Here is a 14,544-nt window from a genome sequence, read left to right as displayed (position 1 = left end):
TCTTAATAGTGTAAATAAAATTTCCCTAAATGTCCATGAAAGCAAAATTACATCATGTTTTATTACTAGCCATAGTTTTAATGACATCTTCAGCGATTTCGCAAAATAATTTATGGAAAGAAGTCAATAGCACGAAGGACGCAAAAGTCATTGAAAAATTAAATATTAATTCAAAAAAAGCACATGTTTTTGAATTAAATACGGCATTATTTAAAAATGAGCTTTCCAAGGCGCCATTAAGAAATAAGCTTTCAGAAAAAAGCCCTCCTATTGTTAACGTACCAGGTCTTAATGGGCAAATAGAATCTTTTAAAATCTATGAGACACCTGTTTTTTCTCCGAGTTTAAGCGCAAAATTTCCCGAGATTAAATCCTATATAGGTATAAGTGCCACTAATTCTGGGGCACGACTACGTATGAGTATGTCGCCTCAAGGATTACAGACGATGATTACGTACAGTGATAGGCCCACAGTTTTTATGCAACCCGTAGTTAAAGAGAGAAACAACTATGTGCTATATAATAGAGAAGAAAAAATATCGACCAAAAGTTTTAAATGTTTAACTGAAAACGAACTAAACTCCAATTTTAATAAAAATGCTACATCTTCAAAAATTGATGAAGGTGGCGCAAATGATCAAACGCTTCAAAAATTTAGAATAGCTATTTCTGTAACAGGCGAATATACAGTATATCATGGCGGAACGGTTATGGGTGCTTTGTCTGCTATCAATGCCTCATTAAATAGAGTTAATGAAATATTTGAAACCGATATGGCTGTTAGATTTGAACTGGTAGATGCGCTGGATATAATTTATACCGATGCTTCGACAGATCCTTATTCTCCAGCAAGCACAGGTGTTGATGGGGCATGGAGCAATGAAATTCAAAGCACTTTAACTACCGCTATTGGAGAGGCAGCGTACGATATTGGCCATTTATTTGGAGCCACTGGAGGCGGTGGCAACGCGGGTTGTATTGGTTGTGTGTGTACTGACGGTTCTAAAGGTAGTGCCTTTACCTCTCCTGCAGATGGTGTCCCTGAGGGGGATACTTTCGATTTAAATTTTGTAGCACACGAAATAGGACACCAAATGGGAGCCAACCATACTTGGGCTTTTGAATCTGAAGGATTCGGTGTTAATTCAGAACCTGGTAACGGATCAACAGTCATGGCCTATGCTGGACTTGAGTTGAATAGCCCAAACAATGTAGCGTTAAATAGCGATGATTATTTCCATTACCACAGTATTAAACAAATACTAGATAACTTAAGTACAAAAAATTGCCAAACAACCGAAGCTATTACTAACAACCCACCTATTGCTAATGCTGGAAGCAATTATAATATTCCTGCCAGTACACCATATATTTTAAAAGGATTTGCCACTGATGCCAATGGTGGTGACAATCTCACCTACTGTTGGGAGCAAATTGATAGTGGTAAAACCGACTATTTAAATTTTGGTCCTAATTTATCTTCTGGATCAATAAACAGATCGTTGCCTCCAACAAGTTCTCCAGACAGATATATTCCCCGTTTTAGTAGTGTATTAGAAGGCAGCATAACGCAAACAAACCCTACTTTGGGTAGTGATTGGGAAACGGCATCATCAGTTGCGAGGGACTTAAATTGGGCATTAACTGTTAGAGATCGAACACCGATATTACCAACAGGTGGGCAGTCAAGCTATGACCGGATGCGAATAACCGTTGAAAACGTGGCTCCCTTCACAGTATCTAACCCAGTAAGTTGGCCTCAAGGTTCTACCCAAACAATTGAATGGGAAGTTGGACAAACTACAAATGGTACTATTAATTGTCAAAATGTAAACATTAGATTATCAACCGATAGCGGTATAACGTTTCCTACTACCATAGCAAATAATACACCTAATGATGGTTCTTTTATGTATACTGTTCCAAGCATTTCAAATACGTCAAAAGCACGACTATTAATAGAAGCAGCAGACAATATTTTTTATGATGTTTCCGATTTTGATTTTTCAATATCACCAAATCCAGATTTTTTTATGGTTGATGCAGTATTAGATCCTATTTCATGTCAAGGCACCACAGCAACCTATAATTTTGATTATGTTGCGTCCAATGGTTTTTCTGAAAATACAGTGTTTAGTTTAAGCGGAAACCCAGGAAGTTCAACAGTCACTTTTTTACCAAGTAATTTAAATTCTTCGGGCAATGTAACCATAGTCATTAGCGATTTGGGTTCTGTAGCTCAAGGTGATTATCCTTTAGTTCTCACAGGAACCGCAATGTCAAGAGTGAAAAATGAAACTATAAATTTTCCATTTTTTAATCAAGTCTGTAATTCTGAAGGAAACACTGATTATGCAACAAGTACAACGCTTGTACAATTTAACACCATAAATAATGCTTCAGGAAAACCCTCTGGATATAGTGATTATAGATCAACTTCAACAGATGTAAATAGAAACAGTTCTTATAATTTAACCGTGAATGTTAATACCGCTGGAGCCTTTACAACAAATACCGTGGCTTGGATAGATTGGAACAAAAATTGTAGCTTTGATAATGTGGATGAACTTTATGATTTAGGTTTTGCCACTAACGTAACTAATGGACCAACCTCTAATTCCCCTCTATCGATAACTATCCCTGCTGACGCCGTTTTAGATAATATAGTGATGCGTATTTCCACAAAATGGGATGGTGAAGGTGTTCCTATTTCATGCGAGAGCGGTTTTGACGGAGAAGTTGAAGATTATGCCCTTACAGTTTTATCGTCAAATTTAAGCTATGATACTTCTATAACTTTAGTTAAGTTCAACACTATTAATCAAGTATCTGAAAAACCTTCAGAATATAGTAATTATACCTCTATACCTACCGAGGTTAGTAGAGATGAAGAATATGATTTGACAGTAAATGTTAGTACCGAAAGAGATTTTACAACAGCTACAAAGGCTTGGATCGATTGGAATCAAAATAATAATTTCACAGATCCAGGTGAAGAATACAATTTAGGAGAAGCAACCAATGTTAACAATAACCCATCTAGCAACTCCCCATTTACAATCTACATCCCAATTGATGCTGTTTTAGGAAAAACAACCATGAGAATTGCTACAAAATATAATGGCGATTTTCAAAACCAAGAACTTTTACCCACTGAAAATGGATTGGAAGCTGAGGTTGAAGATTATAGTTTATATATACTACCAACCAAATCTATTGAAGCAAACGGATTTGAAAACTTATTAGTATTTCCGAATCCAAATAATGGACAATTCACTATTAAATTAAATGGCTCACTTACAAGAGCCATTACCCTTGAAGTTTTTGATATAAGAGGACATTTTATAGGTAATATAAAACTAAATGGCACAGGAGATTTAAAAGAACAGGTGGATTTTTACAATTTAAGTTCGGGGGTTTATGTATTAAAAATAAGTGACGGTACTAAATCTGCCATTAAAAAAATGGTTGTGAAATAATTCCCTTTTACTTTCCGTTAAAAGTATTCATAGTATTATTGACACCGGAAAGTGCAAAAGATTTTATAAGATCACAGGAGAGGTCAAGACGTTCTTTTAGCTTGCTATTCTCATCATTTGTCCAATCTCCTAAAACATAATCCACTTGGCGTCCTGTACTAAAGGCATCACTAATCCCGAAGCGGAATCTGTTGTATTTGGTGGTGTTCAATTTGTCTTGAATATCTTTTAAACCGTTATGGCCACCATCACTTCCTTTTGTTTTAAGTCTAATATTTCCGAATGGGAGATTAAGGTCGTCTGTAACGATAAGTAAATTTTCTAATGGTATATTTTCTTTTTGTAACCAGTACAAAACGGCCTTTCCACTTAAATTCATAAATGTACTTGGCTTTAAAAATATAAACGTTCTTCCTTTTAGTTTATAGGTCGCTATATCACCAAGTTTTTGGGTTTCAAAATTTAAATCTTCTAAAGATGCAAAATGGTCTAAAATCTTAAAACCTATATTATGCCGTGTATTATGATATTGAGCACCAATATTTCCTAAACCAACAATTAAAAATTTTTTCATAGCATCTGTTTCTTCTATATACCGTTTCTTCTTAAATAAATAGCGTAAAAACCCGCACATAAAAGTTTGTTTTTGTAAAAATAAAAAAGCATTCTTAATCCCGATAGCTATCGGGACAGAATGCTTTTAAATATTATGAATTAAGAATAATTTATTCTTTTACTGCTGCGACATCATCCGTTTCAGTTGCTGGAACATCTCCTGCTTCTGTTGCTCCTTCAGCTCCTTCAACACCTTCTTCTTCATCTTCTTCATCAACAATAGCTGTTCTTGCTGTTTTGATTTGACAAACTACTGTGTTGTCAGTATGTAAGAACGTATAGTCTTCACGTGGTAAATCGCCAACTGCTACTTTATCACCTACTTTCAAAGGCGTAATATCTATTTCGATAAAATCTGGCAAGTTTGCCGGAAGCGCCTTAATACGTAATTTTCTGTTGTTTCTTCTTAAAACACCACCATTTTTAACCCCTCTTGAGTTTCCTACAAGATTAACAGGGATATTTAACGCAATTTCTTTATCTTCAAATAATTGATAAAAATCTACGTGTAAAATTCTGTCTGTTACTGGGTGAAATTGAATGTCCTGTAATACGGCATTTAATGTTTCACCATTGTCTAAAGCAATCACAACTGTATGCGCATTAGGCGTGTATACAAGTTTTGAGAATGCTAATTCGTTTGCTGAAAAGTGAACTGGCTTATCTCCTCCGTATAATACGCAAGGAACCTGACCAGCATTACGTAAGGCTTTTGTTGCTTTCTTGCCCACGCTTTCTCTTTGAGATCCGTCGATTGTAATTGATTTCATTTTAAAAATTTATAGTTAACTATTATTATTCATTATTATAACCACTCCTTCCCTTTGGGAATCCCGATAATTATTGGGAGAGATGGGACTACATTACAAATTGTGAGCTTATTGATTTATTGTGATGCACTTTGTCCATAACATCTGCAAATAAATCTGCACAACTTAAGACTCTAATTTTATCACTTTCCTGTGTTACAGGAATAGAGTCGGTTACTATAAGCTCTTCCAGTTTTGAGTTTTTTAATTTTTCATAGGCATCCCCAGATAATAAAGGGTGTGTACAAATAGCTCTCACGCTAAGTGCGCCTCTTTCCATCATTAAATCCGCTGCTTTGGTTAGTGTTCCTGCGGTGTCCACCATATCATCTACCAATACCACATTTTTACCAGTAACATCTCCAATAAGTTCCATATGCGAAATCACATTAGCCTTGGCACGTTGCTTATAACAGATAACCACATCTGAACCTAAAGCTTTAGAATAAGCATACGCTCGTTTTGATCCACCCATATCTGGTGACGCAATAGTTAAATTATCTAAGTTTAGACTTTTTAAGTACGGCAGAAAAATAGTGGATGCATACAAGTGGTCTACAGGCTTTTCAAAAAATCCTTGAATTTGGTCGGCATGTAGATCCATAGTGATAATCCTCGTAGCACCTGCTGTTTCCAACATTTTAGCTACTAATTTTGCAGCAATGGGTACTCTGGGTTTATCTTTTCTATCTTGTCTAGCCCAACCAAAATAGGGTAAAACAGCTGTAATATGTCTTGCAGATGCGCGTTTTGCAGCATCTATCATCAATAACATTTCCATAAGGTTTTCTGCACCTGGGTTGGTTGAACCTATGATGAAAATTCGAGTTCCTCGAATTGACTCTTCGTAAGAAGGTTGAAACTCACCATCACTATAGGTCGATGTTATAACATTACCTAAATGTGTACCATAAGCCAATGCAATTTTCTGAGCAAGTACTTGACTCTGTCCGCAAGAAAATATTTTTGCATCTGTATTAACATTTGGCATACCTAATGTGTTGTTTTATAGCGATAAACACTATCTAATTTTTAATTGGGTGCAAATTTAGACATTTATTTTTACCTAAAAAGTATAAAGTGTTCTAATTTTAGGTGATTTGAATAAAAAAAATTATTTTTGCAGTGCATTAAAATGCTCAAGTGGCGGAATTGGTAGACGCGCTGGATTCAAAATCCAGTTCTTTCGGGAGTGTGGGTTCGATTCCCACCTTGAGTACGAAACGAATAAAATCTTTTAAATTACTTATAATGAGTATTTTAGAGGATTTTTTATTTGCATAATCCCCACATATCCCCCAAAATAAAAGATTTTATGATATTTTGAAAGCCTTGCCCTGTCTGGTTTGAAGGTTAATTGAAGTCTTTGCAAGTTATAATAAAAAATCTTATCTATCAAAGAAAATTTTATTGTTTGGGACTCCTAGTGTTTTATATGTATGAGGCAAGGAAAACTCTATAAAACGAGGGGGTTGGGGAACAAAAAAAAGACACCCCCACCCATAATTATATTTCAGAATAAGGTAAAAATAAATGTTTGTTATTGCATATCCGTTTAATGTCCATTAGCTGTAATGCTAGCTATTACAAGTCTATCGAAAATATTTTCACCAAAATATCTTCTATTGAGCTTATAAATGAACTCATTTAAATAAAGCTGTAAATATTTGGCTTTAATCTTGTGATATGTTCCCACGAAGTTCCTTTTTGCATTGCTTATAGCAATATGCACCCATTTCAAGGTCTCTTTTGTTGTTCGTTCGTTTGACTTTTCGCTGATATGTATATCTACATAGTCGGCGATGTTCACATATGATGTGCTCTTATCTGTAAAAACTATAGAATCATCATTATTTATTGCTTTCTGTAGTGTTTATCCAATTTATAAACTTATTGTACAACTCTAGGGACATTATAGGCTCTTTTTTACTCCAATTATATTGTGGCTTTATGCCTTGCGCATAAATTGGATTATTGTTTTTTATCTTGTCGTCCATTCTATTTATAATTCGTCCTTTTTAGTTTGAGAGCTGGTAAAGTGTAAACTAAAACAACTATAAAATAAAACACTATGACCTGTCCTGCACTAAAAAACAATTCAACAAACTAAATAAATACTCTTAATACTCCCATCTCACGAAAGCTTCCATAGCCGCATAATGTGATAATCCTAATTCATCGTATAGATCAGCGGTTTCTCTGTTTCTGTCTTCTGCACGTTGCCAGAACTCTCTGCTATCCGTTCCTTGGAAGACAACACCGTCTTTTTGTGATTGGTGCTTAAAAATACCTTTTCGCTTTTCCAGAACTTGGTCTGGACCCATAGGTACTGCCATGTCTATCTCATCTATTCCCCATTCTTGCCATGCGCCTCGGTACAACCAAACCCAACAATCTTTCATGAACTTTTTAGGCTTTAGTTCTTTTACTGCTGCAAAAACAGCATCCAAACATACTTTATGCGTATCGTGTGGGTCTGCTAAATCGCCTGCCGCATATATTTGATGTGGTTTAATTTTCTCTATTAAATCTGAAGTTATTTTCACATCCGCTATCCCTACGGGATTCTTTTTTATGGCGCCCGTTTCATAAAAAGGCAATTCCATAAAATGGATCTGTTCATCTGGAATGCCTATAAAATGGCAGGTGGCTCTTGCCTCCCCTTTTCTAATCAAGCCCTTTATAAATCGTACTTCTTTAGAATCAATTTCACTGGATTTTTTATTTTTTAGAAAAGTGACTGCTTTTTTATATATGTCTTCGGCTTCTTCGCTCTTTATCCCGAACTTATCATTATAATCACACACAAAACTTGCAAAACGTAATGCTTCATCATCGGTCACAGCTATATTTCCAGAGGTTTGATACCCTACATGTACTTCATGACCTTGTTCATGCAACCTCTTAAAGGTACCTCCCATGCTAATGATATCATCATCTGGATGTGGGCTAAAAATAAGTACACGCTTCTTTGCGGGCTCTGCACGTTCTGGACGTTTGCTGTCATCGGCATTGGGTTTACCTCCCGGCCAGCCTGTAATGGTATTTTGAAGTTTGTTGAATATTTTGATGTTGATATCATATGCTGGACCAGCATCTGCCAATAGGTCGCTCATACCGTTTTCAATGTAATCGGCATCCGTTAGCATTAAAATGGGTTTTTTTAGATGAAGCGCTAAACTTAGTACTGCTTTTCTAATGGATTTGTCTGTCCAAACAATTTTTTCAACTAACCAAGGCGAATCTATTCGTGTTAATTTTGAAGCTGCTGCTTGATCTAAAACAAAGGTGGCATTGTGATGTTCCTGCAAGTAAGATGCCGGCACACGACTAGTGACCTCGCCTTCTGTCGAAGCTTTAATGATGTTAGATTTTCTTTCTCCCCAAGCCAAAAGAATTACTCTTTTAGCCTCCATAATTTTTTTAACTCCTAAAGTGATGGCTGTTCTGGGTGTATTTTCCAGACCTGAAAAATCACCGCTGGCCGCCACTCTCGTTATATGATCCAAAGCGACCAAACGTGTTTTTGAATTTTGAAGCGAGCCCGACTCATTAAACCCGATATGACCATTGCCTCCAATACCCAAAACCTGTAAATCAATACCACCCAATGCTTCAATCTTGGCCTCATATTGGTCACAATAATCAGCAATGGCCTCTTTGGATAATAGACCATCTGGAACATGATAGTTTTCTGGTAATATATCTACATGGTTGAATAATTGCTCTTTCATGAAACGAACATAACTATTTACAGAATCTGGCTCCATAGGGTAGTATTCATCCAAATTGAATGATATTACGTTTTTAAAGCTCAAGCCTTCTTCTTTATGCAGGCGTACCAATTCGGCATACAAACCTTTTGGAGAACTTCCTGTTGCTAACCCCAATATACAAGGCTGCTTTTGAGATTGTTTAACCTTGATAAGGGATGCTATTTCTTTGGCGACGGCTTTAGAGGCGGTAGTTGAATTTTCGAAAACTACGGTACCTATGTTTTCAAATCGTTTTTCGAAACCTGTTGCTTTATCTATATTACTTTTTAACATTTTTATTTTTTTTAATTCTATATTTTTATTTTTTTCTATAAATTATTTTCTTGACCAACTTTTGTATTTATGCCCCCATACAGCAAAAATTAGAATGATGGTATAACAGGGGATTAAAATCCAATAACTGCTTGTAGCTGCTGACGACAAAGCATCAGCCTCATTTATTCCATTAACCATAAGATCATGCTTGTTGGCATCTACCATCCTTCCGTATAGTGGTGGTATAATAGCGCCTCCTGATATCGCCATTATCAACAAAGCAGAAGCAGTTTTAGTAAATTTTCCTAATCCTTCCAAGGTTAAAGGCCAAATTGCTGGCCATACCAATGCATTTGCAACGCCCAAGGATGCAACGAATATTATTGACGTAAATCCTGTGGTAAACAAAATGCAAAAACTAAAAATAATTCCTAAAACCGCACTAACCTTTAAGGCTGTTCCTTGTTTGACATACTTAGGAATTAAAAACACTCCTAAAGCATAAGTTGCTACCATAGCCATTAATGTAAACGTGGTAAAGAATTTTGCCTTAGCGGCCGAAAACCCAAGTGAGATTCCATATGCAATAATAGTATCTCCTGCAATAACTTCTGCGCCTACATATACAAACAATGCTAAAACACCTAGCCATAAATGTGGAAATTGAAAAATGTTTGTTTTAGTGCTAGCACCTACTACTGGTTCATCAACTTCTGCTGCTTCAACGTGTGGTAAGGGCGCTTTTCTAATTAACAATCCTAAAATCAATAGCACAGCAGCCATAACCAGATAAGGCATAAAAACACTGTCCGCCATGGTGTCCAAAAGAACACCCTTTTCTTCTAATGTCGCACTTCCAATTTTTTCTTTAACATCATCAATTCCCGAAAGTAGTAATGCACCAAAAATTAGTGATCCCAATGCACCGGCAATTTTATTCGCTATCCCCATGATAGCAATACGTTTTGCACCACTTTCAATAGGCCCTAAAATGGTAATGTATGGATTCGCTGCCGTTTGCAATAAGGTCATTCCTATGCCTTGAATAAATATTCCTGATAAAAACACCCAATAGGTTCTTGCTTCAGCTGCTGGAATAAAAACCAAAGCGCCTATAGCCATAATAATCAAGCCTAAAGACATTCCTTTTCTATATCCAACCTTTGTAATAATATAAGAAGCAGGAATTGCCATTACTACAAACGAAATATAGGACGCTGATGCTACTAAATAAGACTGTGCGTCTGTCAATTCGTTTATGGTTTTCATGAAAGGTATTAAAGCTCCATTAATCCAAGTAACAAAACCGAAGATGAAAAATAGTCCTGCAATTATGCTAATTGGAACCAAATTATTGGTTGTTGGTGTTTTTGGTTTATCATTCATATTTTATACTAGTTAACTTATACTTAAAACTATTATTCATCAAAATAAATTCTACACAAGAGCTTCTCTTAAAATACTAACTGGATGTTTTGAATTTTTACGTGTACCATCCATTATTTGATGCCTGCAACTAGTCCCTGCAGCAACAATAACGATGTCTTTATTTATATTCCTGATTTTTGGAAATAAAGTATCTTCTCCAATTTTCATACTTATATCAAAATGCTCTTTTTCATAACCAAATGATCCTGCCATACCACAGCACCCCGAATTAATAATCGTTACTTTATAATTTTCAGGAACTGACAATACTTTAAATGTGGGTTCCATACTGCTTAAAGCCTTTTGATGACAATGGCCATGTATTTTTAAAACTCTTGACTCCTTTGTAAATTGGTTGGGCAAAATATTGTTCTTTTTGAACTCTCGTAACAAAAACTCTTCAATTGTGAATGTGTTCTTTGCAATTTTTTCTGCAGAAGCCTTATCAGTGGCTAATCTCAAATACTCATCCCTAAATGTTAATATAGCAGAAGGCTCTATTCCTACTAATGGCTTATCTTCAGTGATATGGTCTTTAAAAAAATTGACATTAATATCTGCAAGCTTTTTCGCCTTATTTAATACCCCTTTAGAAATAGCACTTCTGCCGCTTTCTTCATGGTTGGTTATATTCACTTTGTAGCCCAATTTTGTTAAAAGCTCTATGCTATCTTTTCCAACACCAACATCATAATAATTAACAAATTCGTCAATAAATAGAAATACTTCACCCTTTATATTTTGAACATCTGTAAATCTCTTTTTATTCTTTTTGTGCCATTTTTGAAACGTTGAATTAGATAATTTTGGAATACTTCTTTTTGGTGAAATACCCAATACTTTCTTGGTGATGTTGGCATTCAATATATAATTGGTAAGCCCAGGAACAAGACTTCCTATCTTGTTTAATTTTACACTATTTGCAAATATTTTAGATCTAAATGGAACACCGTTCTCTTTATAATATTGATGCAAAAATTCTGCTTTTAAAGTGGCCACATCAACGTTACTTGGGCATTCACTTGCACAGGCTTTACAGCTTATACATAAGTCGAATACGTTATGGAGCTCTTTATGATTGAATTTATTCTTCTTTTCAGAATTGGTCAAAAACTCTCTAAGTGCATTTGCTCTGGCACGTGTTGTGTCTTTTTCATTTTTTGTTGCTCTATAACTAGGACACATAGTACCGCCAGATTCGGGAAGTTTTCTACAATCACCCGAGCCATTACATTTTTCAGCAGCTCTTAAAATCCCTAAACTATCTGAAAAGTCTTGAATGGTTTCAATTGCTGGTTCTTCTCTATCAATTTCATATCGAAGATTTTTGTCCATTGGAAATGGATCAATGATTTTACCTCTATTAAAAATGTTATTAGGGTCAAAGGACTGCTTTATTCTTTTTAGAAGGGCATAATTTTTCTCACCTATCATTTTTGGAATAAATTCTGCTCTTACAATACCATCACCATGTTCTCCACTAAAAGACCCTCCATATTTTTTTACCAGTTGCGCCGTCTTATTTGTTATTTCTCTAAACAGGACAACATCTTCTTGCTTTTTTAAATTAAGAATAGGGCGTAAATGCAATTCGCCTGCACCAGCATGGGCATAATAAACAGCTTCTTGACCAAATTCTTTCATCATATGAGAAAATTCAGATATATAATTTGGCAAATCCTTTACTTCAACAGCCGTATCCTCAATGCAGGCAACAGCTTTATTATCACCTATAATATTTCCTAATAAACCTAATCCTGCTTTACGAAGTTCTAAAGCCCGATGTATTTCAGTGCCTGTTAGTTTTGGAAAAGCATAGCCTAATTTGTTTGTTTTTAAATCTGCAATTAATGCATTAGCCAACATGTTAGATTCGTCTTCATCATCTGTACAGATTTCAAACATTAAGATGGCTTTTGGGTCACCTTCTACAAAAAACCTATTTTTAACCTGTTCTCTATTATTTTTAGTGCAGTCTAAAATGGTTTTATCCATTAATTCACAAGTATACAGATCGTGTTTCATAGCAATAACTACTGCCTCCATACTTTCCTGAATACTATTAAAATGACCAGCAACGACGATGTTTTTTGAAGGTGGCAATTCATCTAATTGTAATTTGATTTCAGTTGTGAATGCGAGCGTCCCTTCACTCCCAGTTAATAGCTTGGATAAATTTATGAACGAATCATTTCCTCCAAATAATTTTGATTTCAATAGTTCATCAACTGCGTAACCATTATTCCTTCTGTGAATGGAACTCTTTGGGTACTCCCTTTTGATTTCCAATTGATTTTCAACATTACTAAGTTCGTTGTATATGGTTTTATAGATATTGCTCTCTAATGAATCGCCAATCATTTTTAACAAAAAATCTTCACTTTTTAGATCATTAAAAACAACTTCAGAACCATCACTTAAAATAGTTTTCAGTTCTATTACTTTATCTCTGGTTACACCATATTTAATGGAGGTAGTTCCTGAAGAATTATTTCCTACCATACCCCCAATCATGCATCTATTGCTTGTTGAGGTATTGGGACCAAAAAAAAGATTATAAGGTGCCAGGAAATTATTTAACTCATCTCTAATGACTCCAGGTTGGATGGTGACTGTTTTACTTTTTTCATCAAAACCAATTATTTTTGTGAAATGTTTTGATATATCCACAACAAGACCATCTCCCACACATTGACCAGCCAAAGAAGTACCTGCCGCTCTGGGAATAAGAGGAATTTTGTTATTTGAAGCAAAATCAAATAATATTTTTAGGTCTTGATTATTTTTTGGATAAGCAACGCCTAAAGGCAATTTTCTATAAACTGAAGCATCTGTAGCATAAATGGTTCTGTGCAGTAAATCATTAAAAAGATCTCCTTCCAAAACACTTGATAATTCCTTAAAATTTTGTACTGCACTGATTTCCATATTTCCTTTAGTTAATTATATAACAAATACTTTTCTCTAACCTTACTAAATGTATTTAATCCTGACTGCCAAGTTTCTCGTATTTCTTCAATTGATAAATCGTTTTCTATTTGTTTCTGTAATTTTTTAGTTCCCGCTAATTTTGCAAAGAATTTATTAAAAAATATTTCTTTTTGAGGCGCTAATTTATAAGCCTCCATTAACCAGCTTAAATTAACTTCACTTAACTTTTTTGTCTGTGTTAAATTCCTACCAAAGCATAATTGTCCTTGATACTTAGGTGTTTTTGCTCCAAAATTTGGTTGAGGAGTAAAGCTAAAATCAAAAGATTGTTCAGGCAAAAAAGGCGCGCCAAATATTTGAAACTGCATTTCTGTGCCTCGTCCACAACTGACATTCGTTCCTTCGAAAAAACATAAGCTTGGGTATAGATTAATGGAGGTTGCATTTGGAAGATTTGGAGAGGGGATTATTGGTAAATCATATTCAGAATCATGCATATAATTTTTTAATGCCACTACTGTTAAATCACATTGGATCCCATTTTCTAACCATTTTTCACCATTGATCATTTTTGCATACTCGCCAATTGTCATGCCATAAACAATAGGAACAGGGTGCATCCCCACAAAACTTTTAACATCTTCCTCCAACATAGGGCCATCGATATAATGTCCGTTAGGATTAGGTCTGTCTAAAACTATAACGGGAATATTTAGTTCAGCACAAGCTTCCATAATATAATGAAGTGTGGAAAGGTAGGTGTAAAAACGGACCCCAACATCTTGAATATCAAATAGCATTACATCTATATCTTCTAGGTTTTTCTTTGAGGGCTTACTGTTAACGCCGTAAAGTGACACAATAGGTAAATTGGTTTCTAAATCTACACCATCGGTTATGTGTTCACCTGCATCAGCCTTACCACGAAATCCGTGTTCTGGCGCAAATACTTTGGACATATTTATTTTCAATGAAAGTAAAGAATCTACCAAGTGCGTGTAGTCGTCACTTGTATTTCCCTTAAAAATAACACTCGTTTGATTAGCGGCAATACCGACAGTCTTACCCTTTAACTTAGAAAGATACCCTTCGGTTTGATTTGCACCAACCATAATTAGGCTATCATTTTTAACTTCTTTTACAACCTCATTATTAGGAGTTGTCTTTTTTTCTGAATTTGAATTGCACGAAAACAAAGCAAAAACAATTAAAATAATTGCGTATTTCATAATGGCTATTTTAGTTAGATAT

9 protein-coding genes, 1 tRNA gene and 1 pseudogene are annotated in these 14,544 nt (G+C 35.2%); 2 read left to right on the top strand and 9 right to left on the bottom strand.

What is annotated here, in order from left to right:
• Positions 1 to 35: 35 nt before the first annotated feature.
• Positions 36 to 3,479, top strand: a complete 3,444-nt coding sequence (locus FAF07_RS08960) for a zinc-dependent metalloprotease (RefSeq protein ID WP_185956548.1) — start codon at positions 36 to 38, stop codon at positions 3,477 to 3,479.
• 7 nt (positions 3,480 to 3,486) lie between these two features.
• Here the strand turns inward: FAF07_RS08960 and pth are convergent, their stop codons facing one another.
• The 3 genes from pth to FAF07_RS08945 all read right to left on the bottom strand — a co-directional run bounded on the left by pth (position 3,487) and on the right by FAF07_RS08945 (position 5,894).
• Positions 3,487 to 4,113 carry an aminoacyl-tRNA hydrolase gene (pth, locus tag FAF07_RS08955; RefSeq protein ID WP_142784783.1) on the bottom strand — a complete coding sequence of 209 codons (627 nt, stop codon included), beginning with the start codon at positions 4,111 to 4,113 and terminating at the stop codon, positions 3,487 to 3,489.
• A 91-nt stretch (positions 4,114 to 4,204) separates the two neighbouring features.
• Entirely contained in the window at positions 4,205 to 4,864 is a 660-nt protein-coding gene (locus FAF07_RS08950; RefSeq protein WP_142784782.1) for a 50S ribosomal protein L25/general stress protein Ctc, read from the bottom strand.
• 88 nt (positions 4,865 to 4,952) lie between these two features.
• Positions 4,953 to 5,894, bottom strand: a complete 942-nt coding sequence (locus FAF07_RS08945; RefSeq protein WP_142784781.1) for a ribose-phosphate pyrophosphokinase — start codon at positions 5,892 to 5,894, stop codon at positions 4,953 to 4,955.
• A gap of 146 nt (positions 5,895 to 6,040) precedes the next feature.
• Here FAF07_RS08945 and FAF07_RS08940 point away from each other — a divergent pair.
• Positions 6,041 to 6,122 (top strand) — tRNA-Leu (locus FAF07_RS08940).
• Positions 6,123 to 6,458: 336 nt separating this feature from the next.
• Here the strand turns inward: FAF07_RS08940 and FAF07_RS08935 are convergent.
• From FAF07_RS08935 to FAF07_RS08915, 6 genes and pseudogenes are all read right to left on the bottom strand, one after another.
• A pseudogene (locus tag FAF07_RS08935) lies at positions 6,459 to 6,755 on the bottom strand (transposase); the annotation flags it as partial.
• Positions 6,754 to 6,900, bottom strand: a complete 147-nt coding sequence (locus tag FAF07_RS18540) for a hypothetical protein (protein ID WP_185956547.1) — start codon at positions 6,898 to 6,900, stop codon at positions 6,754 to 6,756. The pseudogene FAF07_RS08935 and the gene FAF07_RS18540, both read right to left, overlap by 2 nt.
• A 123-nt stretch (positions 6,901 to 7,023) precedes the next feature.
• On the bottom strand, positions 7,024 to 8,952 hold the full coding sequence (nagB, locus tag FAF07_RS08930) for a glucosamine-6-phosphate deaminase (RefSeq protein WP_142784780.1): 1,929 nt from the start codon (positions 8,950 to 8,952) through the stop codon (positions 7,024 to 7,026).
• A 42-nt stretch (positions 8,953 to 8,994) separates the two neighbouring features.
• Positions 8,995 to 10,320, bottom strand: a complete 1,326-nt coding sequence (locus FAF07_RS08925; RefSeq protein WP_142784779.1) for a sugar MFS transporter — start codon at positions 10,318 to 10,320, stop codon at positions 8,995 to 8,997.
• A gap of 51 nt (positions 10,321 to 10,371) precedes the next feature.
• Positions 10,372 to 13,290 (bottom strand): FAD-binding and (Fe-S)-binding domain-containing protein, encoded by a 2,919-nt coding sequence (locus FAF07_RS08920; RefSeq protein WP_142784778.1) that lies wholly within the window; start codon positions 13,288 to 13,290, stop codon positions 10,372 to 10,374.
• 11 nt (positions 13,291 to 13,301) lie between these two features.
• The gene (locus tag FAF07_RS08915; protein WP_142784777.1) at positions 13,302 to 14,522 is read right to left on the bottom strand and encodes an exo-beta-N-acetylmuramidase NamZ family protein; all 1,221 of its coding nucleotides are present in this window, start codon (positions 14,520 to 14,522) and stop codon (positions 13,302 to 13,304) included.
• Positions 14,523 to 14,544 lie beyond the last annotated feature (22 nt).

The organism is Changchengzhania lutea (assembly GCF_006974145.1).
GTDB classification, from domain to species: domain Bacteria; phylum Bacteroidota; class Bacteroidia; order Flavobacteriales; family Flavobacteriaceae; genus Changchengzhania; species Changchengzhania lutea.
The sequence above is the reverse complement of the archived record's forward strand: the minus strand, read 5'-3'. Positions and strand labels throughout refer to the sequence as shown.